The organism is Rhizobium sp. PAMB 3182 (assembly GCF_052908355.1).
Genome location: NZ_CM128607.1, coordinates 15,325 through 34,779 on the forward strand (window position 1 = coordinate 15,325; position 19,455 = coordinate 34,779).

General features: G+C 64.2%; 30 protein-coding genes. 28 read left to right on the forward strand and 2 right to left on the reverse strand.

The genetic code is table 11. The features are described 5' to 3' along the window. Positions 1-135: 135 nt before the first annotated feature. Entirely contained in the window at positions 136-690 is a 555-nt protein-coding gene (locus ACU5AZ_RS00115; RefSeq protein WP_446824067.1) for a LexA family protein, read from the reverse strand. 164 nt (positions 691-854) lie between these two features. On the opposite strand from ACU5AZ_RS00115, the gene ACU5AZ_RS00120 reads away from it, so the two are divergent. From ACU5AZ_RS00120 to ACU5AZ_RS00210, 19 genes are all read left to right on the forward strand, one after another. Further along, positions 855-1,067: a helix-turn-helix domain-containing protein gene (locus ACU5AZ_RS00120; RefSeq protein ID WP_446824068.1), complete on the forward strand. Its 213-nt coding sequence runs from the start codon at positions 855-857 to the stop codon at positions 1,065-1,067. Then, positions 1,064-1,399, forward strand: coding sequence for a hypothetical protein (locus ACU5AZ_RS00125; RefSeq protein ID WP_446824069.1), 336 nt, complete (start codon positions 1,064-1,066; stop codon positions 1,397-1,399). Before ACU5AZ_RS00120 ends, ACU5AZ_RS00125 begins: the two co-directional genes overlap by 4 nt. Continuing rightward, complete coding sequence (locus ACU5AZ_RS00130) at positions 1,396-1,596, forward strand: hypothetical protein (protein ID WP_446824070.1); 201 nt, start codon at positions 1,396-1,398, stop codon at positions 1,594-1,596. Before ACU5AZ_RS00125 ends, ACU5AZ_RS00130 begins: the two co-directional genes overlap by 4 nt. Next, the gene (locus ACU5AZ_RS00135) at positions 1,593-1,847 is read left to right on the forward strand and encodes a hypothetical protein (protein WP_446824071.1); all 255 of its coding nucleotides are present in this window, start codon (positions 1,593-1,595) and stop codon (positions 1,845-1,847) included. Before ACU5AZ_RS00130 ends, ACU5AZ_RS00135 begins: the two co-directional genes overlap by 4 nt. Continuing rightward, positions 1,844-2,302: a hypothetical protein gene (locus tag ACU5AZ_RS00140; protein WP_446824072.1), complete on the forward strand. Its 459-nt coding sequence runs from the start codon at positions 1,844-1,846 to the stop codon at positions 2,300-2,302. Before ACU5AZ_RS00135 ends, ACU5AZ_RS00140 begins: the two co-directional genes overlap by 4 nt. Before the next feature lie 2 nt (positions 2,303-2,304). After that, positions 2,305-3,156, forward strand: coding sequence for a winged helix-turn-helix domain-containing protein (locus ACU5AZ_RS00145; protein ID WP_446824073.1), 852 nt, complete (start codon positions 2,305-2,307; stop codon positions 3,154-3,156). Next, complete coding sequence (locus tag ACU5AZ_RS00150; protein WP_446824074.1) at positions 3,153-3,515, forward strand: hypothetical protein; 363 nt, start codon at positions 3,153-3,155, stop codon at positions 3,513-3,515. The genes ACU5AZ_RS00145 and ACU5AZ_RS00150 overlap by 4 nt, the downstream gene beginning before the upstream one ends. Position 3,516: 1 nt before the next feature. Further along, positions 3,517-3,690, forward strand: coding sequence for a hypothetical protein (locus tag ACU5AZ_RS00155; RefSeq protein ID WP_446824075.1), 174 nt, complete (start codon positions 3,517-3,519; stop codon positions 3,688-3,690). Between the two features lie 28 nt (positions 3,691-3,718). Beyond that, a complete protein-coding gene (locus ACU5AZ_RS00160; RefSeq protein ID WP_446824076.1) occupies positions 3,719-4,225 on the forward strand; it encodes a DUF2829 domain-containing protein in 507 nt (168 codons plus the stop codon). 95 nt (positions 4,226-4,320) lie between these two features. Next, on the forward strand, positions 4,321-4,857 hold the full coding sequence (locus ACU5AZ_RS00165; RefSeq protein WP_446824077.1) for a hypothetical protein: 537 nt from the start codon (positions 4,321-4,323) through the stop codon (positions 4,855-4,857). Then, complete coding sequence (locus tag ACU5AZ_RS00170) at positions 4,854-5,969, forward strand: toprim domain-containing protein (RefSeq protein WP_446824078.1); 1,116 nt, start codon at positions 4,854-4,856, stop codon at positions 5,967-5,969. Before ACU5AZ_RS00165 ends, ACU5AZ_RS00170 begins: the two co-directional genes overlap by 4 nt. Then, the gene (locus ACU5AZ_RS00175; protein WP_446824079.1) at positions 5,959-6,162 is read left to right on the forward strand and encodes a hypothetical protein; all 204 of its coding nucleotides are present in this window, start codon (positions 5,959-5,961) and stop codon (positions 6,160-6,162) included. Before ACU5AZ_RS00170 ends, ACU5AZ_RS00175 begins: the two co-directional genes overlap by 11 nt. Then, positions 6,159-6,440: a DUF2312 domain-containing protein gene (locus tag ACU5AZ_RS00180; RefSeq protein ID WP_446824080.1), complete on the forward strand. Its 282-nt coding sequence runs from the start codon at positions 6,159-6,161 to the stop codon at positions 6,438-6,440. The genes ACU5AZ_RS00175 and ACU5AZ_RS00180 overlap by 4 nt, the downstream gene beginning before the upstream one ends. Positions 6,441-6,491: 51 nt before the next feature. Further along, positions 6,492-6,743 carry a hypothetical protein gene (locus tag ACU5AZ_RS00185; protein WP_446824081.1) on the forward strand — a complete coding sequence of 84 codons (252 nt, stop codon included), beginning with the start codon at positions 6,492-6,494 and terminating at the stop codon, positions 6,741-6,743. A 3-nt stretch (positions 6,744-6,746) separates the two neighbouring features. Continuing rightward, a complete protein-coding gene (locus ACU5AZ_RS00190) occupies positions 6,747-7,340 on the forward strand; it encodes a hypothetical protein (protein ID WP_446824082.1) in 594 nt (197 codons plus the stop codon). Further along, a complete protein-coding gene (locus ACU5AZ_RS00195) occupies positions 7,313-7,771 on the forward strand; it encodes a hypothetical protein (protein ID WP_446824095.1) in 459 nt (152 codons plus the stop codon). Before ACU5AZ_RS00190 ends, ACU5AZ_RS00195 begins: the two co-directional genes overlap by 28 nt. After that, the gene (locus ACU5AZ_RS00200; RefSeq protein WP_446824096.1) at positions 7,771-7,962 is read left to right on the forward strand and encodes a hypothetical protein; all 192 of its coding nucleotides are present in this window, start codon (positions 7,771-7,773) and stop codon (positions 7,960-7,962) included. Before ACU5AZ_RS00195 ends, ACU5AZ_RS00200 begins: the two co-directional genes overlap by 1 nt. Positions 7,963-8,061: 99 nt before the next feature. Continuing rightward, positions 8,062-9,981, forward strand: coding sequence for a hypothetical protein (locus ACU5AZ_RS00205; protein WP_446824097.1), 1,920 nt, complete (start codon positions 8,062-8,064; stop codon positions 9,979-9,981). Further along, entirely contained in the window at positions 9,963-10,790 is an 828-nt protein-coding gene (locus ACU5AZ_RS00210) for a phosphoadenosine phosphosulfate reductase domain-containing protein (protein WP_446824098.1), read from the forward strand. Before ACU5AZ_RS00205 ends, ACU5AZ_RS00210 begins: the two co-directional genes overlap by 19 nt. 25 nt (positions 10,791-10,815) lie before the next feature. On the opposite strand, the gene ACU5AZ_RS00215 is transcribed toward ACU5AZ_RS00210, so the two are convergent. Further along, positions 10,816-11,064 (reverse strand): hypothetical protein, encoded by a 249-nt coding sequence (locus ACU5AZ_RS00215; protein WP_446824099.1) that lies wholly within the window; start codon positions 11,062-11,064, stop codon positions 10,816-10,818. Between the two features lie 549 nt (positions 11,065-11,613). Between ACU5AZ_RS00215 and ACU5AZ_RS00220 the strand changes: the two genes are divergently transcribed. The 9 genes from ACU5AZ_RS00220 to ACU5AZ_RS00260 all read left to right on the forward strand — a co-directional run bounded on the left by ACU5AZ_RS00220 (position 11,614) and on the right by ACU5AZ_RS00260 (position 19,386). After that, positions 11,614-12,339 (forward strand): hypothetical protein, encoded by a 726-nt coding sequence (locus ACU5AZ_RS00220; protein ID WP_446824100.1) that lies wholly within the window; start codon positions 11,614-11,616, stop codon positions 12,337-12,339. A 354-nt stretch (positions 12,340-12,693) separates the two neighbouring features. Further along, positions 12,694-14,310, forward strand: coding sequence for a hypothetical protein (locus ACU5AZ_RS00225; RefSeq protein WP_446824101.1), 1,617 nt, complete (start codon positions 12,694-12,696; stop codon positions 14,308-14,310). Continuing rightward, entirely contained in the window at positions 14,298-14,789 is a 492-nt protein-coding gene (locus ACU5AZ_RS00230) for a hypothetical protein (RefSeq protein WP_446824102.1), read from the forward strand. The genes ACU5AZ_RS00225 and ACU5AZ_RS00230 overlap by 13 nt, the downstream gene beginning before the upstream one ends. Continuing rightward, positions 14,779-14,913, forward strand: a complete 135-nt coding sequence (locus ACU5AZ_RS00235) for a hypothetical protein (RefSeq protein ID WP_446824103.1) — start codon at positions 14,779-14,781, stop codon at positions 14,911-14,913. The genes ACU5AZ_RS00230 and ACU5AZ_RS00235 overlap by 11 nt, the downstream gene beginning before the upstream one ends. Continuing rightward, positions 14,913-16,532 (forward strand): portal protein, encoded by a 1,620-nt coding sequence (locus tag ACU5AZ_RS00240; protein ID WP_446824104.1) that lies wholly within the window; start codon positions 14,913-14,915, stop codon positions 16,530-16,532. The genes ACU5AZ_RS00235 and ACU5AZ_RS00240 overlap by 1 nt, the downstream gene beginning before the upstream one ends. Beyond that, a complete protein-coding gene (locus ACU5AZ_RS00245; protein ID WP_446824105.1) occupies positions 16,532-16,912 on the forward strand; it encodes a hypothetical protein in 381 nt (126 codons plus the stop codon). Before ACU5AZ_RS00240 ends, ACU5AZ_RS00245 begins: the two co-directional genes overlap by 1 nt. Continuing rightward, the gene (locus ACU5AZ_RS00250) at positions 16,909-17,937 is read left to right on the forward strand and encodes a hypothetical protein (protein WP_446824106.1); all 1,029 of its coding nucleotides are present in this window, start codon (positions 16,909-16,911) and stop codon (positions 17,935-17,937) included. Before ACU5AZ_RS00245 ends, ACU5AZ_RS00250 begins: the two co-directional genes overlap by 4 nt. A 156-nt stretch (positions 17,938-18,093) precedes the next feature. Further along, on the forward strand, positions 18,094-19,038 hold the full coding sequence (locus ACU5AZ_RS00255) for a phage capsid protein (RefSeq protein WP_446824107.1): 945 nt from the start codon (positions 18,094-18,096) through the stop codon (positions 19,036-19,038). Positions 19,039-19,104: 66 nt separating this feature from the next. Continuing rightward, complete coding sequence (locus tag ACU5AZ_RS00260) at positions 19,105-19,386, forward strand: hypothetical protein (RefSeq protein WP_446824108.1); 282 nt, start codon at positions 19,105-19,107, stop codon at positions 19,384-19,386. The last annotated feature ends 69 nt before the right edge of the window (positions 19,387-19,455 follow it).

The window sequence follows — 19,455 nt, forward strand, 5'->3', positions numbered from 1 at the left end:
TCAGTGCGGCAAGGGTGATTTGCAGCGCTGCTCAGTTCAGTGCGACGGCGGTGATTTGCAGCGCTGCTGAGTTCAGTGCGATCCTGAATTCAGCAGCGCTGCTCAGTTCAGTGTGAATGTTCCGATTGCGACAGACTAATGCTGGTTGCGGATTGTGCCGACGCAGGTGCCCATGATGACGACGCGATCGTCGTCGACCTGCTCGGGTCGCTGCGGACCGAGGCGCAGCGAGTGGCTGACCAGAAACGGGGTCTGGTAGAGCCTGACGACGGTCTCGGCGGTGCCGAGCGAATAATCGGAGATCTGGGCGATCACGATGTCGCCGGCCTTGGCGCGGCGGTTCTGGTCGACGATCAGGATGTCACCCGGCAGGATGCCGATGCCATCGAGCGCGGATCCCTTCATCACCCATGCGTCGACGCCGGCGCGATCCTGCCTGGCGGCGGCGACGGCGGCGTCCAGCCATTTCGGCTTGCTTTCGCCGTCCTGGCCGAAGGGGATGGCGTCGGGCTCCTGCAGGCCGCGCGTGCGGCCCGGGAACTGCCCGATCTTGAAACCCGAATAGAGGGCGACCTTTTCCAGCGACGTCTGAGTGATCGACACGCTGTTGGAGTTATCATTGAGGTAGCGCGTGAGGGTCGAGGCGGCCATGCCCGAATTGAGGGCGAGCTGCGACGGCGACAGGTTCATGTGCCGGGCAATTTCTCTAAGCCAATCTTTTGTTTCGCGCTGATCATATGCCATGCGCGCAAAATTAAACTGTGCAAGTGCTAACGCAGTCACTTAAAAACACCTTGCAGAATAAGCAAATCTGCTTATTACAGTAAGCACTCTGATTTGCAAGGTGATTTGGAATGTTTGAACAGATCGAGTTTTCGCGCGTGCAGGCTGGCATAGACCAGAAGGAGCTGTGTGCCCGGGCCCGCGTCCACGAAACGACCTATACCGCCCGCAAGAACGGCCGAAGCGGCATGTCCGAGCGGACCTTGCTGAAGCTGAAGACGGCGCTCGACGCGCTGATCGACGAGCGCCGGCAGGCGCTGGACAAGATCGGCGGTGCGGCATGAACTGGGCCGACTATCAGCCGGGCAAGCGGTTGGTTTGCCTCGTCGATATTGAGGCCGAGATGCGCCGCGCCGAAGCGTGGAACTGGTTTCAGCAGTTCAAAGCCGCATATCGTTTTCCGGTCAAGGGAGCGATCTATACGGTCCGGGATACGATGCTCATACGGCAAGGGTTGGCGATCGTTCTGGCCGAAATCGTCAATCCGACTTTGCCATTCAGTGACACGCCATCCGAACTATTCTTCCCGGCCTACTACTTCCGCCCCGTCGACGAAACGAAGCTCGACCAGTTCCGCAAGCATCTGACGAACATTCCGACGGCGGTGCCGGCATGATGCGCCAACGGATCCAAGCGCCGCTGCTTTCCTACGAACAGGCCGAGGCCGCGATCGAGCTCTGGCGGTCGGCAAAATTCGACACTTACGACATTCACCGGTTGCTCGATGTGCCGGAGGCAAGCGTTGCCCGCACGCTGCAGGCGGCGCGCGATATCGCCGGCCCGCTGATCGAGCGGGAAGGGGTGCCGGCATGAGCGACAGCTATCTGATCGCCACCGGCGGCCGGGCGCCGACCGATTACGAGGAAAACGCGGCGTTCCACGCCAAGCTCGTCGAGCTGCTGGCCGCCGAGGTCCGCCACCAGAAATGGCCGGGCGCGGTGTTTCGCGATTACGCCCGCACAAATGGCCTCGTCGCCATCCAGGTCGCGCCCGGCCTGGGCGATCTGACGATCGAGGGCTTGCGGCAATTCCGGGAAGAGCAACGGGAAAGGAAGATGGCATGAGTGACGAACACAGAAGCGACGGCACGATCCTTTCGGCCGCCGAGGTCGATATTCTCGACGAGCGCCGCCGGCAGATCGAGGATGAAGGCTTCAAGGCCGAGCATGACGACTGGCACGGCAAGGGCGAACTGGCGCTGGCCGCCGGCGCCTATTGCGAAAGTGCCGCACGGCCGCGTCTGCTGGCGAGGAAAGAGGGGGCTGCCTTTGCGATCCCCAAGCTCTGGCCGCTCTCCTGGGATCTGAAATGGTGGAAGCCCACCGACAAGCGCCGCGACCTGGTCAAGGCCGGCGCGCTGATCATCGCCGAGATCGAACGGCTCGACCGGATCGCCGAGCAGAACAAGGGCGGTGCGGCATCGAAGATCGAGACGGGCGACGACCAGCCGCGTTCGCCGGGCGGGATTGTGATGCCGTCGGCCGACGTGCTCGGCGAGGATCCGGAGGGGAGGAACTAGGGATGGCCTTTGAAGAAGTTGAAATTGAAGAGGTTGCGAAGGCCTCCAATCACACAGGCATCTCCGCCGGGCTGACGAAAATGCGCGGCGCGCCAGCAAAACTGAACGTCTATATCAGGCCGGAGGTTTTCGACAGTCTGGGGTTCACCCGTGACGACCGGTTTGTTCTGCTGGTCGGCAAGGATGCGGACTTCGGCATGATCCGCCTGCAGAAGAACAAGAACGGGAAGATCATCCCGCGCGAGCGCAATTTCGCCTTCAATGCATCCGCCTGGCAAATGCGGCTCGGCCGTCGTGCCGAGTTCGTCGATCGGGCGGAGAAGGCGCAGTCGTGCACATTCGAAAAGATCGACATTGCGACCGTCGAAATCGTGCTGCCGCCGTGGGCCGATGAAACCAATCCGTTGAAAAGACCGAGACTGCCGGCCGTGCCCGATCATGTCGCGGCTGCCAATCGCGAACGCGACCGGATCGATCGTGAAAAGAGGGAAGCCGAGGAGAGGCGGCGGCAGGCAGAGCTGGAAGAGGTTGCCGACGAAGCGCGTCGGCAGACCATGTCTGCGATCGAAGGCGAGCAGCTTTCGTTCCGCGCCGACCTTGGCTTTACCAAGACGGAAACGGATCTGTTGCGTGTTCTGGTGCGCCGTTGCGGCAAGGTCGTTTCCGCCGACAGCATCATGACGCTGGTCTATGGCAATGACAGCGAGCCGCCCAGCGAGAAGGTCATCGATGTCTACATCTGCAAACTGCGCAAAAAGCTGCCGCCGTCGGTGCAGATCAAGACGCTTTGGGGCCAAGGCTGGCGCCTGACCGGCAACACTGCTGATCTCAATGAGCGGGGTGTCGCGGCATGACCCTACAGCTCGTCGAATGGATGGAAAAGCTTGCCGATGCGCGGGGGGAGGTGGCGATCGCAGACGTGTTGCGGCGCATGCCCTATACCCAGATGCTCAAGTATCAGGACAGCATCGTCCGGCGCTGCACGATGAATGCCTTTCCGGAGGGCGAGACCTATATCCGGCTGGTCTGCACCATGCTGAGGACAGAGCGGGGCAGCGAGCGCTTTCGCGAGCTCGTGCCGATGGTCGCGACCGTTTCCCGCAGGATGGACGAGGTTGCCGGCCATGCGCCAGTCCCGCGGCCCGCGCCGCCGGAGCCGGAACCTTCGCCAGAGCTGCCGCCCGTGCCCGATCACTCGAAGACGGAGCTCTGACATGCTGTCCGTCGCGGGGCTCATTCTCATCATTGCCGGCATCCTGAAGCTGATATCCGCCGCCGCCTTCGCGATCGCCGGGATCGGCGGCGCGTTGGCGTTCTTAGCGGCGCTCTTCTGGGTGTTCCTCCTGATTTCGGTCGGCGTGTGCCTTGTCTACGCCGGCTGGAAGTGACCGCAACCTCAAGGAAAGGACCAAGCGGATGTTGCCTGAATTTTACGGAACGAAACGGATCAAGGCCGAGCCGATGACGCGCAAGGCCTATGACGATTTTCGCGGCTGGCCGCTGCCGCCCGACGAGGATGGCAGCGACGAGGGCTATCTCGTCGAATACACCGACGGCGGCGAACCGAACGTGCCGGGCCGCGCCGGCTATATCACCTGGACGCCGAAAGCGCAGTTCGAAAAGGCCTATCAGCCGATCACGGCGATGAGCTTCGGCCACGCGATCGAGGCGATGAAGGACGGCCATAAGGTTGCCCGCGCCGGCTGGAACGGCAAGGGCATGTGGCTGGCGATCCAGCCGGGCTCCGTCATCACCGCCGCCCAGGCGCGAGGCGGTGCGGCACTGGGCCGGGCCTCGGAAGGTGCCGAGCAGATCGACATTCTGCCGCATATCGACATGCGGGCGGCCGACGGCTCGATCGTCGTCGGCTGGCTTGCCAGCCAGACGGACATGCTGGCCGACGACTGGACGATCGTTTTCTGACGACTGCCGCCGGCGGCGCATGGGGCGGCCGCCGGCGTTTTTCATGACATGCCGGGAATGTTTCGCGTCCGGCCTTTGGTTCTCAAAGGCAACGAATGTCCGACGACACTCTATTCGAAGATTTCAACAGGCTGATGCTGAAAGCGCACCGCGACAGGATTTCCGATGCCCAGATATGCCGCGTGGCGGGCTGCGCGCCGCGCTATCTGTGGAGCCTGCGCGCCGGGGAACGGCCGGTGACGCGCAAGCTGATTTCACGCCTGCAGCTGGCGATCGGGCGGATCAAGCGCGGTGACCTGGACCCGGCCGAGGCGCCGATCGCCGCGACCTTCCGGCTGGTGATCGCCATGGTGGCGGCCAATGCCGAGGTTGCGCCGGAGTTCATTCTGTCGGCGGATCCGGCGCGCCGCGCGACGGCCGATCCCGACTGGCTGAAGGCCGCGCATCTTCGCCGCCGCGCCCTCTACATCTGCAATGTGCATCTCAACATCGACCAGGCGACGCTCGGCCGCGTGGCCGGCATGAGCAAGGCGGCCGTTTCGGCGGGGCTGAAAGAGTTCGACGAGGACGACGACATGCCGGCGCCGCTTCTCTCGCTGCTCGGCACGATCGGGGAGGCGTTTGCGCCATGATCAACGACACTCCGGAGATCAAGCAGGGGCTGAAGGACCGGATCGAGGAGGTCTGCCGGCGGCTGCTGCCGGATGGGAGCCGCAAGGGGCGCTTGTGGGTGGCGCACAACCCGATCACCCAGGACCATGACCGCAGCCCGGAATTCAAGGTGGCGCTCGATCGCGACACCGGCGCCTGGAAGGATTACCGCACCGGCGAAAAGGGCGACGTTATCATGCTCGTCGCCTATCTGACCGGATCCGACTTCAAGGGCGCCATGGCCTGGGCGCGCGATTTCCTCGGGCTCAGGACCATGACGCCCGAGCAGCGGCGCGACATGCACCGGCGGGCCGAGGAGGAGCAACGCAAGGCGGCGCGGCTGGCCGAGGAAAGCCGGCTGAAGCGCATGCGCTCGGCCGAGGAGATTTTTCTTTCCGGCTACCAGGACGGCGCGCGCTCGACGCCGGAGGCGCTGGGGCGGGCGTATTTCGCCGCCCGTGGCTGCCCGCTGGACGGGATTGTCCATCGCGACATGGCGACATTCCGCTTTGCCGGCGGACAGGAATTCTGGCCGCGCGCGCTTTGGGCGAACGAGAACGGCCGGCGCTACAAGGCGAAGCCCGGGCCGGCCTATCCGGCGGTGCTTTCGGCCATGCGGCTGCCGGCGGGGCAGATCTCGGCCGTGCACATGACGTTTCTGTCACCGCTCGGGCCGCGCAAGCTGGAGGTCGACGCCAGCGAAAACGCCAAGCTGATGTTCGGCGAGGCCAAGGGGGCGATGATCCGGATTTCCCACGGGCCGGAAGGCGAGCCGCCGGAAACGGCGCGCCAGGCGCTGCCGCTCGTGCTTTGCGAAGGCGTCGAGGACGGGCTGTCGCTGGCGCTGGCGCTGCCCGAGGCGCGCGTCTGGGCGGCCGGCTCGCTTTCCCTGATGGCATCGGCGCCGGTGTGGCTGCCCTGCGTTTCGGCCGTGATCGTGGCGCGCGACAACGACTGGGAAAAGAAGACGGCGGTCAAGCAGTTCGACAGCGTGCTCGAGGCGCTCGCCGCCCATGGCAAGCCGATCGAGACGATCTCGAGCCACGTCGGCAAGGATTTCAACGACATGATGCAGGAGACTGATGATGAATGAAAAACTCGATCGAGACGATGAATTGCGCGTGGTGCACGGATTGTTCGGCGTCTGCTTCGTCCGGGGCGAGCGCGCCGCGCGGCGCGCGACGCTGTTCAACGTGTTCATGGCGCTTGCGCTGATCGCGCTGATGGCGGTTGCCACCGCAATCTGGCTGGCGGCGATTTTCCAGATCCTGAAGGTGGAACCATGACCGGCGCGGGGCGCAATTCGGGCGCCGACGTCCACGGCATTGCCCGCGATCAGCTGAAGGCCTTCGTCGAGCGGATCGAACGGCTCGAGGAGGAAAACAAGGCGATCAACGACGACAAGAAGGACGTCTACGGCGAGGCCAAGAGCATGGGCTACGACGTCAAGATCCTGAAACAGGTCATCGCGATCCGCCGCAAGGACAAGGATCAGCGCCTCGAGGAGCAGGCGATCCTCGACACCTATCTCGCCGCCCTCGGGATGATCGAGAGCGACGGCTAACGGCTCATGAAAGGAGCAAGACCATGGTGAAGAAGAAAAAGGAGCAGGCAGATGGAAACGAACGAATGGGATCCGGTGCGGGAACGCCAGTTGCTCAGGCAAATGTGGGCGAACGAATGGGATCCGGCGCAGGAACGGGATCCGGCGCAGGAACGCCGGCGGCTGGCGACGGTGTGGCAATTGCAGGAGACCATTCAGCGGCAGCTGGCGAGCCTGCTGGTGGGGCGGGTGACGCTTCTGCAGCTGACCCGGCGCCGGTTGATGGCCTCGACCTCGCTGAAGCCGAACGGGCAGGAGATCTGAACGATGAAAGCGAAACCGATCGGCGTGATCCGGACGAACGGCTGCCCGAAGAGCGGGGAGCCGAAGCAGGAGATACCGCAGGCACGGCAACTTCAACCGATATCAGCCTCTCTTCCGATCCTGCCGGAGATATTGCCGACGCCAAAACAGGCGCAGACGATCGCGCAAATGACGGAGAGGACGCAACCCTTTCCGCCGAGGCTGACAGTGCTGGGCGGGGATCTGACGTCGACAGCGGTGGCGGCGACGGCGGAACGGATGCGCCGAATGCAGGACAGAATGCTGGAGAAGGCGATCAGAAACCCCTCGAGGCAAGTGATCATGCCAGCCAGCAGCAAGACGGCGCCGGAGGTTCGGCAGGACCTGGTCGGCAAGATCCGGAAGATGCGGGTGGAGCTGGAATTGATCCATCGCCGTCAGCTACAGACGGCGATGGTGCTCAATCCGGAACTGCTGGCAACCTTGCCGCTGAAGCAGCGGCTTCGGGCGTTGCGGTGGGTCCGGATGGAGAACCGGAGGGTACTGCAGGCGATGGGGCAGACGCCGGAGCCGTGGGCGGATCCGGCGACATGGCCGCCGGGGAGACGGCTGCCGTAGAAGAGCTTTCCGCCGGCGAACGGATCGAGCGCGACGGGCCGCTCTATGCTGCCTATTACGCCTATACCTATGCCGGCGCGATCGGCCAGCATCTCTCCGGCCGCGAGCCCAAGCCCTTCTACCCCGAGGAAGGGCTGATCGAGCTCGCCGCCTATGTGCGCAAGATCGGACGTCAGCGGGCGACGCCGGCGGTCATGGCGCAGCAGCTGGTGATCACCGGCCACCGCGAAAAGGGGCCACTACAGCCGGCGGAAGAGGCGGGCTTGAATGCCTTCCTGACCGTGCTCGTCGACCTCGACGCGCTGGCGGCGGCCGAAGCGGCGCGCGCGGCGGCGGAAGCGGCCGAGCCTGTGGCGCGAAAGCCGGTGCCGATCGAGGAGACGACGCTGGAAACGGTCGACGGGCCGCTCGACACCTGGGGGACGAAGTGATGGCGGAGGAACCCGAGAAATGCCCGATCTGCCTCGTCGAGTTCAAGCCGGATGATCTGTGTGCAACCGACATCACCGAAGGCTGCTGCCATGCGGACTGCCTGAAGGGCTCGCCGGTTGTCGATCTCGACACCGGGGAGCCCACCGACGGGCCGATCGGCATCTACACATACGCGGACTATAGCCGCTGACCAGCGCCCTGGCGCCAGACCCATGCCCGCCGCGCCGGCCTTTTGCTCGCGCGGCGGTTCATTCCAGACGATCAATGCAGGCAGACATACCGGGCGGACATGGCGAAGAAACCGAAACTTCAGGGCGGCATTCAGGGCATTCGGGCGCATTTTCAGGATGCCATGATGGCGGTGAGCGCCACGGCCGAGCTCGTCGATCCGGATCCGAACCTGATGCGCGACGGGATCAAGGCCGGGCAGTGGCCGGGGGCGCCTCATAACGGCATGCCGCCGAACTGCCCCGTGACCGTGCTCGGCATGAAAGGCGACACGGTCTATGCGATCTCGGCGATCGGCGAGCTCATGGAAATCACCCGCTGGGATCTGCCGGTGCTGGCGCGGCTGTTTGCGCCCTATGTGAACTATCTGTTCTGGGCCTGGCCGGCCTTCGGCAAGGCAAAGGAAGATCCCGCCACCGGCGAGACGCTGCCGCCGAAGGTGGAGCGGATCCAGCGCGACCAGGCGCAGATCGCCATCATTGCCGAGGCCGGCCGCAAAGGCCTGTTCGATCCGCAGCAGAACGTGCGCGGCCGCGGCGGCTGGAAGGCGCAGGACAAGTTCATCTGGCATTCGGGAAAATACCTGTTTTCCGTCGATATCGAGACCGACAGGGAGAACAAGGCGAAGAGCTGGAAGCTGCAGGCGGCCAAGCCCGGCGAATTTGACGGGTATTTCTACGCGCAAGCCGCCGACACGCTGCACCCCTGGCAGGAGCCGATCGGCGTCAACGACAGCCCGGCGCACAAGATCCTGCAGGATCTGGAGAGCTGGAAGTGGGAGCGGCCCTATCTCGATCCGATCCTGTTTCTCGGCTGGATGGCAACGGCCATCATGGGTGGCGCGCTGGACGTGCGGCCGATCCTCTTCACCATGGGCGGCGCCGGCACCGGCAAATCGACGCTGCACGGGATCCTGCGCGCGATTTTCGGCGGCACGCTCTATTCGACCGCCAACACGACGGCCGCCGGCATCTACCAGAACATTCGCCAGGACAGCCGCCCGGTGGCGGTGGACGAATTCGAGCGCAAGCAGAACTCGTCTAAGGAAGACTCGATCATCGAGCTTGCCCGGCAATCCTATTCCGGCGCCAAGGGCTATCGCGGCGGGGCGAACGGCGACGGCACGGAATTCGAGCTGCGCTCAAGCTTCATCTTTTCGGCGATCCTGCATCCAAAACTCGGCCAGCAGGACCGCACGCGCATGATCATCCTCAACCTCAACCCGCTTTCGAAGAGTGGCGAGACGCGCCAGCCGGTGATCCAGGACGAATGGGGGCGGATGCTGCTTCGCCAGGTGATGGACGGCTTTCATGATTTTTATTGGCATACGCTGCCGAAGTGGCGGCGGGTCCTCGCCGATCCGCGGCTCGGCTGGGATGCCCGCGCGATCGACACCTATGGAACCGTGCTGGCGGCCGCCGAGATGCTGGTCGGCGAGGGCGGCATGATCACCGCCGGCCTGCCGCAGGATCCGACTGTACGCGGCGAGGCGCGGATCGACATCGACCACCTGGTCGACATGCTGGAGGCGGCGACGGCCGCCGAGCGGGCCGACAGCCTGCCGAAATGGCAGGAGGTGATCGAGAAGATCATGGAAGCCAAGGTCGAGGGCTACAAATCCGGCGTGCGGCAGACGGTGGGCGAGATCATCGAGCAGCTGGAGCGCAAGGATGGCGAGATCGTCGGCATCGAGGATGCCCGCGCCCGGCTCTGCCTGATCGGCCTCGGGCTTAGACCAAAGAACGATCCGTGCAAGGGTTATGCGCTGGCGATCCCGCAATCGAGCGACGCGCTGAACCGGATCTTCGGCGACAGCGAATTCAACCATGGCGGCTGGACGCTGGCATTGCGCCAGGCGCCCGAGGCGATCGTGCCGCGGGATCTGTCGAGGAAGCACAAGAACGTCACCATCAACCGCGTGACGAAGAACGTCACGCTCGTCGACCTCGAGGAGCTGGACAAATGGTTTCTGCGGGAGTGAGAAAGCCTTTCATACTGCCTCCCGGTAACGTCCAGATCGCGTTCAGCGGCGGTCGCACCTCAGCATACATGCTTCACCAGATCCTAGAAGCAAACGGCGATCTGCCGTCGCGGGTTGAGGTGACTTTCCAGAACACGGGCCGCGAAATGCCGCAGACGCTCGATTTTGTCGCAGAGGTCGGCCGTCGGTTTCGCGTGATGATCACGTGGCTGGAGTACCGGGCGCAAAAGCCGCTCTTCGAGATCGTGGGCTATCAAGGCGCATCCAGAAACGGCGAACCGTTCGACGCGCTGATCGCCAAAAAGCAGGCGCTCCCCAACCAGTTCAAGAAGTGGTGCTCCAAAGAGCTCAAGACCCTAACGGCGAAACGTTATCTGGTCTCCCTTGGGTGGAAGTCCTGGCACTCGGCAATCGGGTTTAGGAGCGATGAAGATCATCGATTGCCATACCTCGATAACCGGTCGACGGCTTGGACGCCTCTGCGCGATGCCGGCATCGGAAAGCATGATGTGCATGCCTTTTGGAAGTCGCAGCCGTTCGACCTCGCGTTGCCGATCGTCAAGGGAAAGACCGTTGGCGGGAACTGCGACGGATGCTTCCTGAAATCGGAGGCGTTTCTATCCTCTCTGGCTCGCGACATGCCGCTCCGTCATGCCTGGTGGGAACGGCACGAATGCCAGCGCAATCACCAGTTCAGCGACCGTTACAGCCGGCGTGAACTTCGTGAGTTCATGGATCGGCAGGGCGAATTCGCGCTCTCTACCAACGGCATCCTTTGCCAGGCAGACGATGGCGAGTGTATCGCCTGAAACTCCCCGCCTGCGGCCTGCTGCACTAATCCTTGCCCTTTGCCCATGAATAGGCTCCCGAGCCGTCCCAGGTGCCGCCTGGGGCGATCGTGCCGCTCGTGTCGCGGCTGCTACCGCATTGCCGGCATCTGTATCGATCATTGATGTAGGAGCGGCCGGCCGGCAGCATGGCCGGATCAAGCGTCACATGGCGCTGGCAGGCGCGGCAGAACACATTCAGCCGGTAGCCGTAGCGCGCCAGATCTCCATAGGTGGATATGGTGATTGCCGTCATTCGTCGTCATCCGTTTCCCCCGCCCTGTTCTCTTTGCGTCATCCGTTCCGCCAGATCGTGCCGCCGCACTGAACTCTTCCTTACCCCCGCCCCGAGGGGAAGAAAAGCGGAGCCCGCGCCGATTTCTGCCCGATGAGCGGGGAAACCTGACGGCAAACGGCAGGTCGGGGCCGCTCATCCCGGAAAACTCGGCGCAAGAGAAGGCGCGGGCACTTGACGCGGCGAAATCGTCGCTACCGTCGAGGGCAAGGCGGCAGCAGGTGTCCGCCCGTCGGCGCGATTGTCGACGATTGTCGATCGGTTGTCATAGCGACAATCGTGATAAATCAGGAAAATCAGAGGCTTGGAGAGGCGGTTGTCGAATTGTCGCTATAACATGGATTTTCATACGCGCGCGCATGCGTATAGGCGAGATGATAAACACGACAATTCGACAATTGGTAGAATTATATTCCTGTTTTCATTGGGTTTTCGCGGTTGTCAAAGCGATTGTCACCGGTTGTCGGTGGCCGGAACCGACAATCGCAATAAACAAAAGGGGAAATAGCCGTGGCGGACGAAAGCGACCGGAATTCGGGGCTTCAAGAGGCACACACGCTGGCGGAAAATTCCGGCGCGGCGGCGATCGAGCCGGATCCGGAGAGGGCGGCGAAGGTCGGCGCGACCAGGGCGATGACGGAAGCGGCCATGAAGGACCTGGGCGAGCAGCTCGCCGGCGGCGACGACGAGGCCGAGCAGCCATCGCTGTTGCTCGATGAAGCCGACGAGCAGCTCGCGCTCTTCGCCGGGCCGGTGCGCCATGTGGCGGAAACCATCAATGCCGCCAGAGCCGGGCGCGGGAGGCCTAAAGGCTCCAAGAACAAGGCGAACGCCGAGTTTCGCGATACGCTGATGCGGATGGGATACCGGCATCCGGGCCTGAACCTGGCCGCCCTGGCGAACGCCGATCCAGCGGGGCTGGCGATGGAGCTCGGCGCGTTGCCGCCGCCGCCAGACAACCGCCCGGCGCATGAATGGTTGCAGGCGATGGTGCTGGCCGGCGCAATCAAGCGTGACGTCGTAACCGGGCTGATGTTCAAGGCGCAGGAGCTGATCAAGTCCGCGAACGCCGAGCTGCTGCCATACTTCGAGAGCAAGGCACCGACGAAAAGCGAGCTCGCGGTCGATGCGCCGCAAGGCGTGATGATCATCGGCGAGATGAACGTGCACGTAGCGCGCGACGAGAAGACGATCGACCTGACGCGCTTCGACAGGCCAGCGGAAAAAAGCGAATAAAATCAACGTCGATCCGTGCGACATTCGCGGCGTGCGACATGTGGCGAGATAAGTCACTGAAATCGTTGATGTCGCGACTGATCATAAATCAGGTGTGCCGTTCGGCCCGGGCCTCGCGCGCGCGGGAAAACGGCTGGCGTATCGGCAAACGGCAGGGGTGGGTGCCGTGCGGCCAGTGGGGGGCCCCGGCGGCGGTTTGAAAACCGCCGCCGGGGCCCCCGCCATGGGTGTGCTCCGTCACACACACGGCCCCTTTGGGCCTTGCCTGACCGAACGCATGCGGCGCGAACCTAATCTTTTCCGGACAGCCGGGGCGCGGGCGCGCCTGCGGGCTTCGGGAAAAGGCGAGGATTTATGGCGGCCCTGGATGTACAGCATTATCGAGAACCCGGCCCGGTTGGTGGCGCCTATCTGGTGTCGCGCGGGCCGATCGACATCATCATGGGGCCTGCAGGGTCCGGGAAAACGGTGGTCAGCTGCGTCAAGGGGCCTCGGCTTGCGGCGAGCTACATGCCGGTGTGCCGCGATGGCGTGGTGCGCTTCAAGATGGTCGTGGTGCGCGACACCTACCGCGACTTCGCCCGTACCGCGCTTGCCAGCTGGCACGAGCTCTTTCCGCCCGGCCATCCATGGCAGGTCAGCCTCGAGGGCGGGCAGGACAGGCCGATCAAGCACCGGCTGAAATGGTGGGCGCAGCGTGGGGCCGACAAGGTGCTCGTCGACTTCACCCTCGAGACGGGCGCGATCGGCGATCACAACGTCGAAGCCTACATCAAGGGCTATGAAGTTTCGGCCGCCTGGGGCAACGAAGTGGATCTCCTCGACCCGCGCGTGCCGAGCCTGCTCTTCCAGCGAACCGGCCGCTATCCGCCGATGAAGGAAATCGCGCCGTCGGAGCTCCAGCGCGTCTCGAGGGACGGGCGCGAGGCCATGCGGAAGATGGGCATGACGGTCGCGGCCGACGAGCTGGTGCTGCCGCGCGTCTTCTGGGGCGACATGAACCCGCCCGACATCGATCATCCGCTGCTCGTCGACTGCGGCTATGGCGAACATGCCGAGAAGCGCAAGGCCGGCTACAAGCTGTTCGTGCAGCCGGGTGGCCTGGACGCGAACGCCGAGAACCGCGCCGGCAAGCCGCGCTCCTCCTACGAGCTCGAGGCGGCGACGCAGCCCGATCATATCGTGCGCCGCATGGTGCACGGGCTGCCTGGCTATGCGCAGGACGGCAAGCCGGTCTATCCGGAGTTCAACCAGCAGCGGCATGTGGCCGACCAGCCGATCACGCCGAGCGCCAATCTCGGAATAACGATCGGCATCGATGCCGGCGGCTCGCCCGCCGCCACGATCGGGCAGCCGCAGCCAAACGGACAGGAGCGCCTGCTGGCCGAAGTCGTCAGCGAGCCCGGGACGGGCCCGTCACGCTTTGCCGAAATGCTCCTCGATGTGCTGATGCGCAATTTTCCGGGCCTGCCGATCCTCGGGATTTGGGCGGATCCGGCGGCCTTCATGGGCGGCGACACGGTCACTGGCGAGTTCAACTGGGTCCAGACGGTGCAGGGTGTCCTGCGCTTCCCGATCATGCCGGCGCCGTCAAACGAGCCGGCGATCCGGCAGGAAGCGGTGCGCTGGTATCTGACCGGGCGGATCGATGGTGTTACCGAGCGCTATCAGGTCGATCCGCGGTGCAAGCGAATGATCGGCGGCTTTGCAGCGCACTACAAGCTGACCAAACAAGCCAGCGCCTATGGCACCGACAAGCTGGCTGTCGTCAAGAACGAATATTCGCACCCCCACGATGCGGAGCAATATCGGTGCCTCGGCTATCGCGGCCTGGCGGCGGTGATCGGCGATGCGGCGCGCAACTCGCTGCCGGCCAATGTCCAGAGCCTCCAAGCCGCCCGGGATCGGCGGATGGGGCGGGATCGGGCGGTGCAGGCGAGCCGGACGGATTTCAACGTATGGGACGTCTGAGCGTCGAGGTTCCGGCGAGCTATACGGCCTGCCTCACGTGCGCGGGTGCAGGCGCGCTCGCGCGCAAGGCCGCGATCTGGATGCGGCAGAAGGGCGACACGGCGGCGTTTCTGGATGGCGAGGCGGCGGTGGCGGTAGGCTATCTCGTGCCGGTCAAGGCGGGCGAGAGGGAATTCTGCCTGGCGATCCTGAAGGCGGCGCGGCCGCATATGCGCGAGCTCGTCCGGATTGCGCATTTGACGCTTTCGGCCGTCGCCCAGAATGACCGTGTGATCTGCCGGATCTCCGAAGGCAACCGGACGGGCGAGCGCATGGCGCGCCTGGTCGGGTTCCAGCCCGAGGGCGGCGGCGTCTGGATTTTCACAGGAGATCGGCATGACGAAGATAGTCAGCGGGCTTTTCGGCGGCGGCAGCAGCAGCGACAACAGCGCGACGAAGGAAGCGGAAAAGAGCCGGCAGCTGCAGCAGGTGGCGAATGACCGGCAGCTGGCCGAGGTCAACCGCAACAGCCAGGCGATCGGTTCGACCCGTCGCGCGCCGCGGGGCCGGCGTCTCTTCGAAGACGGGCCGGGCAACAGCAGCGCCAGCTCGGTTCTCGCCTGATGCAGGGCGATTTCAACGTCGACATGACCGTCCTGAAGTCGCGCGTCGACAATGCCTGGGGCGCGCGCTCCGGCTGGTCGACGATCTACCAGGAGGCCTATGATTTCGCTGTGCCGATGCGCCGGCCTTCCGGCGGCGTCAACGGCCGGCCGAAGGGGCCGGACAAGCTTTTCGACATGACCGCGCCGATGTCGGCGATGTATTTCGCCGGCAGCCTGCAGCGCGATCTCTTCCCCGTCGGCATGCCGACATTCGCGCTGGAGCCGGGGCCGCTGGCCTCAATGGTGCTGAACGACCAGGACCGCGGCCGTTTCGAGCGCGAGCTCGCCAGCACGGCAAAGCTGATGCACCCGTTCTTTCTGGCCGGCGACTGGGATACGGCGGTGCACGAAATGTGCATCGATCTCGCCGTTGGCACGGCGGCGATCCTGCCGGTCAAGGGCACGCCCGACCAGCCGGTGATGTTTGCCTGCATTCCCTTCGACCAGCTGGCGATCTCCGTCGACGCCTTCGGGCGCGTGGTGCTCGTTTCGTGGAAGCAGCAGCTGAAGCTCGACCAGATCGTTTCGGCCTGGCCGAACGGCCGGCTTTCCGACGACATCAAGGAAAAGGCGCGCACCAAGCCGAATGACGAACGGACGGTCTACCAGGACTGGTGGCGAGACGGTCGTGAGGGCGGCGGCTGGCATTTCGGCGCGCGGATCGAGAACGAGGCGTCGCTGATCACGCATGAGCGCTACCGGACGCAGCCGATCGCCATTGCCCGCTATTACCGCGTGCCGGGCGAGGCCTATGGCCGCGGCGTCATCCTGACGGCGCTGCCGACGATCAAGACGCTGAACAAGGCGCAGGAACTGGCGCTGAAGAGTGCTGCAATCTCGATGCTCGGGATCTGGGGCTACCGCGCCGGTGGCACGTTCAACCCGAACACGGTGCGGTTCGGCCCGGGCGAGATGTGGGCCATGCAGTCGACCGGCGGCATGCTGGGGCCGGACGTGCAGCGGCTGGATCCGGCGGCGGGCAATCTCAACGTCGCGCAGATGCTGATCGGCAATCTGAAGGACGACGTCAAGGCGGCGATGTTCGACACAAGGCTTCCGGACTATCAGGGCACGCCGCGCTCGGCCTCGGAAATGGCGGGGCGGCTGCAGCAGCGCGCGAACATCCATATCGGCGCGTTCGGCCGGCTGGTCCGCGAGATCATGCCCGTCGTCGTGCCCCGCACCGCCGAGATCCTGATGGAGTTCGGCATGCTGCCGAACGTCCAGCGGATCGACGACCTGATCGTGTCGGTGGCCGTCAAATCGCCGATGCAGATGGCGCTCAATGCCGACCGGATCGCGACGCTCGCCAACTATCACGATCTTCTGGACGTGTGGGCCGGGCCGGAACGCAAGGCGCTTTATCTCGACCAGGACAAGGCGCTGGCCGAAATCGCCGAAGGCATGCAGATCGACAAGGATCTGATCCCCGACGAGGCGAAGAGGGCGCAGATCATGGACGATATCGACCGCGCGCAGCAGCAGCAGCTTGCCGCGATGTTCGCCCAGGAGGCCGCCAAGCAGGCGCCCGGCGCGATGCGTGACGTGGCGGTGCAGGACATGAGGCAGGCGGCGTGATGAGCAACGGCCCTTTCATTCCCGGCCGCGAGGCGCAGCCCTTCGACCTGCTTCAGCAAGGCGTGGCCGGCAATGGCTGGGAGGGTGTCGAGGAACTGCTCAAGCCCGTCCTGCAGGTCGACACGCTGAAGCCTGACGATGAGCTGGCGCGCTTCATGTACGGGCTGTCCTGCACGCCTCAGGGCCGCCAAATGTTCGAATGGATGATGGACAATTCCATCCGCCAGCCGCTGAGGGCGACGGGCGCGACATTCGAGGAAACGGCCCTGCGCACGGCCCTCCGGCAGGGGATCAACGGCTACGGCGAAATGGTGCTGGCGGCGATCGCCGAGGGGCACAAGCTCGTCAATCAATCGAAAACCCAGAATGGAGCTGGATGATGAAAACCCTTCTCAACCGTATCAGTTTTTTCGATGCAGTGCTGTTTGCGCCCGATGAGGGCGCCGGCGGCGGCGATCCGTCGGGCGGCGCGCCATCCGGCGGTCCCGGCGGTGGCGCTCCCTCCGGCGATCCGCCGGCAGGCGCTGCACCGCCCGATCCCGGATCCGCACCTGCTGGCGCGGCTCCGGGTAGCCCGCCGGCTCCATCGGCAGGCACCCCGTCGGCTGCACCGGGGCCGGCAGCCGGCGGGGATCTCTACAAGCCGGACGGGCTGGCCGACAGCCTTCTCGGCAAGACCAATACCGAGACGATCGACAACATGGCGAAGGCGCTTGCCGGCTATCGTGAGCGCGACGCGGGAAACAAGGTGCCGGAGACGGCCGAGGCTTACGGCCAGTTCGGCGACGACATGCCGGCCGAGGTCAAGCCCTATCTCGAGACGCTGGCGAACGATCCGATCACCGGCCGCATGCAGCAATATGCGCTGGAAAACCGCATTCCGCTGCCCGTCTATCAGGGCATGGTGAAACAGTTCCTGTCGGTCGGCAGCGAGCTCGGATTGATGGAACCGGTGATCGACGAGGCGAAGGAACGCGCCGAGCTCGTGCCGGAGACGGCGCGGCATCTTTCCGAGGGCGAGCAGAAGGCGGCGCGCGAAAAGCGCATGAACGAAAACTTCGCCTATCTCGACGCCGCCGTCGCCAAGGGGCTCGATCCGACCACCAAGCAGTTCGACGCCAAGCGCGGCGGGATCTCGGCGGAAGATGCCGAATATGCCAAGTCGATGCTCGGCGACAGCGCCAAGGGCCATCGCTTCCTCGAATGGGTGCGTGCGCTGGGCGGCGGGATGGACGGCGGCACCGGTGGGCCGGGCATGCAGCAGCCGGGCGGCGGTGGACAGAACGAACGCGATGCGCTTCGCGCCGAGCTCGCCTTGCCGGAAAACACGATCGGAAATCCGAAATTCGATCGCAAGAGCTACGAGGCTGTGCAGGCCCGTTACCAGAAGCTTCTCGGATCCTGACAGATCCACACTGAACGGCTCCCGCGCGGTGGCAGCATCTGACTGCTACCGGACGGGAGCGACCCGGGCGGCGCGGCTATCCTTAACAGGACCCGCACCCCGCCCGGCTAATCGGCCCTCACGGTGATCTCGTCAATCACACTTATGAGGGCCAAAATGGCTGTAGAAAACTGGTTCAGGGAAATCATCCGCGACAAGGTTCGCATCCGCTATCAGGCGATGGGTGGTTATCTCGACGAAACGATGTCCCGTGGTGACGGCGGTGCCGGCTCCATCAAGTTCCCCGTCGTTGGCGGCGTCATCCAGATGTACGAACTGACTGGCGCGCTGCAGGAAATCGACGCTTCCGGCATCAATCTCGACATGGTCGAAGTCAGCATTCGCGACTTTGAAGCGGCCGCCTATCTGCGCATCCAGGATACCCGCAAGATGGGGCCGAGCCAGCAGGACGCGCTTGCCAAGCTCATGGCGCGTGCCGTGCGGCTGAAGCGCGACCGGCTGAAGCTCGACGTGCTCGACGGCTTTGCCACCGCCGGCGCGACGACGCTGACCGATACGCCGACCACGATCGAAACGATCGGCGATGGCACGAAGGCGATGGACATTGAAACGGCCGTCTATCTGACAGACGTGCTCAAGGGCGCCGGATCGGACGAAGACTTGTTCTGCCCGCTGCCGCACGCGCAGTTCTCGCAGCTCATGATGTACAAGCAGTTCTCGAACTCGCAGTACGCCGGGCCGGCCGATCTGCCCTTCGCCAAGGCCGGCAAGGTTCGCATGAAGACGTTCCAGGACGTGCACTTCATGGCGCTGCCGAACGAACTCTTCGCCTACGGCACCGGCGCATATGGCACCGGCTCCGGCGGCAAGCCGTTCGACGACAGCGGTTATCTCGATCTCTATGCCTGGGCGAAGGATGCCGCAGGCTCCGAAATCGAGTGGGACCAGGAGAACATGAGCATGGATCCGCAGCCGCAGCTGAAGGGCACGCCGACGCTCTGCAAGGTGCAGCTCTCCGGCAATGCGGTGGGTCTGCTGCCCGAAGGCATCAAGAAGGTTCGCGTCAAGGCCATCAACATGGCCACCGATCCGACCGTCTGATCCGACTGAAACGCCGGCGGGTGGCATTGCCTCCCGTCGATCCTGAACATCTTTGAGGAACGGACAATGGCAGAAGTCAACATCTACAACCTGAAGAGCGCCGGTCAGTCGATCTCGCTTTCCAATACCCGCTTCGGCGGCTTCAAGAACTATGTGACCGATCACACCAAGGCGGAGGTGATCGCCGACGGTTACTTCAACAAGTCGCGCAAGGATCTGTCGACCCTGACCGTCATCAACGTGCTTTACGACGCCGACGGCACTCCGGGCCTGATGCACATTCGACCGACGGCGGTGCCGGCCAGCGGAAACGTTACTGTCGCCGTCATGGCGCCGGCAACCTCCTAATCGCTGCTTCGCAGTGAACGATCAGCCGTGGCCGGTATTCTTCCGGCCACGGCTTTTTTTTGTGGGGCG

Bases quoted from the DNA above. Each gene is read 5' to 3' on its own strand.
- ACU5AZ_RS00115 (WP_446824067.1), bottom strand. From the start codon at position 690: ATGAACCTGTCGCCGTCGCAGCTCGCCCTCAATTCGGGCATGGCCGCC.
- ACU5AZ_RS00120 (WP_446824068.1), top strand. From the start codon at position 855: ATGTTTGAACAGATCGAGTTTTCGCGCGTGCAGGCTGGCATAGACCAG.
- ACU5AZ_RS00125 (WP_446824069.1), top strand. From the start codon at position 1,064: ATGAACTGGGCCGACTATCAGCCGGGCAAGCGGTTGGTTTGCCTCGTC.
- ACU5AZ_RS00130 (WP_446824070.1), top strand. From the start codon at position 1,396: ATGATGCGCCAACGGATCCAAGCGCCGCTGCTTTCCTACGAACAGGCC.
- ACU5AZ_RS00135 (WP_446824071.1), top strand. From the start codon at position 1,593: ATGAGCGACAGCTATCTGATCGCCACCGGCGGCCGGGCGCCGACCGAT.
- ACU5AZ_RS00140 (WP_446824072.1), top strand. From the start codon at position 1,844: ATGAGTGACGAACACAGAAGCGACGGCACGATCCTTTCGGCCGCCGAG.
- ACU5AZ_RS00145 (WP_446824073.1), top strand. From the start codon at position 2,305: ATGGCCTTTGAAGAAGTTGAAATTGAAGAGGTTGCGAAGGCCTCCAAT.
- ACU5AZ_RS00150 (WP_446824074.1), top strand. From the start codon at position 3,153: ATGACCCTACAGCTCGTCGAATGGATGGAAAAGCTTGCCGATGCGCGG.
- ACU5AZ_RS00155 (WP_446824075.1), top strand. From the start codon at position 3,517: ATGCTGTCCGTCGCGGGGCTCATTCTCATCATTGCCGGCATCCTGAAG.
- ACU5AZ_RS00160 (WP_446824076.1), top strand. From the start codon at position 3,719: ATGTTGCCTGAATTTTACGGAACGAAACGGATCAAGGCCGAGCCGATG.
- ACU5AZ_RS00165 (WP_446824077.1), top strand. From the start codon at position 4,321: ATGTCCGACGACACTCTATTCGAAGATTTCAACAGGCTGATGCTGAAA.
- ACU5AZ_RS00170 (WP_446824078.1), top strand. From the start codon at position 4,854: ATGATCAACGACACTCCGGAGATCAAGCAGGGGCTGAAGGACCGGATC.
- ACU5AZ_RS00175 (WP_446824079.1), top strand. From the start codon at position 5,959: ATGATGAATGAAAAACTCGATCGAGACGATGAATTGCGCGTGGTGCAC.
- ACU5AZ_RS00180 (WP_446824080.1), top strand. From the start codon at position 6,159: ATGACCGGCGCGGGGCGCAATTCGGGCGCCGACGTCCACGGCATTGCC.
- ACU5AZ_RS00185 (WP_446824081.1), top strand. From the start codon at position 6,492: ATGGAAACGAACGAATGGGATCCGGTGCGGGAACGCCAGTTGCTCAGG.
- ACU5AZ_RS00190 (WP_446824082.1), top strand. From the start codon at position 6,747: ATGAAAGCGAAACCGATCGGCGTGATCCGGACGAACGGCTGCCCGAAG.
- ACU5AZ_RS00195 (WP_446824095.1), top strand. From the start codon at position 7,313: ATGGCCGCCGGGGAGACGGCTGCCGTAGAAGAGCTTTCCGCCGGCGAA.
- ACU5AZ_RS00200 (WP_446824096.1), top strand. From the start codon at position 7,771: ATGGCGGAGGAACCCGAGAAATGCCCGATCTGCCTCGTCGAGTTCAAG.
- ACU5AZ_RS00205 (WP_446824097.1), top strand. From the start codon at position 8,062: ATGGCGAAGAAACCGAAACTTCAGGGCGGCATTCAGGGCATTCGGGCG.
- ACU5AZ_RS00210 (WP_446824098.1), top strand. From the start codon at position 9,963: ATGGTTTCTGCGGGAGTGAGAAAGCCTTTCATACTGCCTCCCGGTAAC.
- ACU5AZ_RS00215 (WP_446824099.1), bottom strand. From the start codon at position 11,064: ATGACGGCAATCACCATATCCACCTATGGAGATCTGGCGCGCTACGGC.
- ACU5AZ_RS00225 (WP_446824101.1), top strand. From the start codon at position 12,694: ATGGCGGCCCTGGATGTACAGCATTATCGAGAACCCGGCCCGGTTGGT.
- ACU5AZ_RS00230 (WP_446824102.1), top strand. From the start codon at position 14,298: ATGGGACGTCTGAGCGTCGAGGTTCCGGCGAGCTATACGGCCTGCCTC.
- ACU5AZ_RS00240 (WP_446824104.1), top strand. From the start codon at position 14,913: ATGCAGGGCGATTTCAACGTCGACATGACCGTCCTGAAGTCGCGCGTC.
- ACU5AZ_RS00245 (WP_446824105.1), top strand. From the start codon at position 16,532: ATGAGCAACGGCCCTTTCATTCCCGGCCGCGAGGCGCAGCCCTTCGAC.
- ACU5AZ_RS00250 (WP_446824106.1), top strand. From the start codon at position 16,909: ATGATGAAAACCCTTCTCAACCGTATCAGTTTTTTCGATGCAGTGCTG.
- ACU5AZ_RS00255 (WP_446824107.1), top strand. From the start codon at position 18,094: ATGGCTGTAGAAAACTGGTTCAGGGAAATCATCCGCGACAAGGTTCGC.
- ACU5AZ_RS00260 (WP_446824108.1), top strand. From the start codon at position 19,105: ATGGCAGAAGTCAACATCTACAACCTGAAGAGCGCCGGTCAGTCGATC.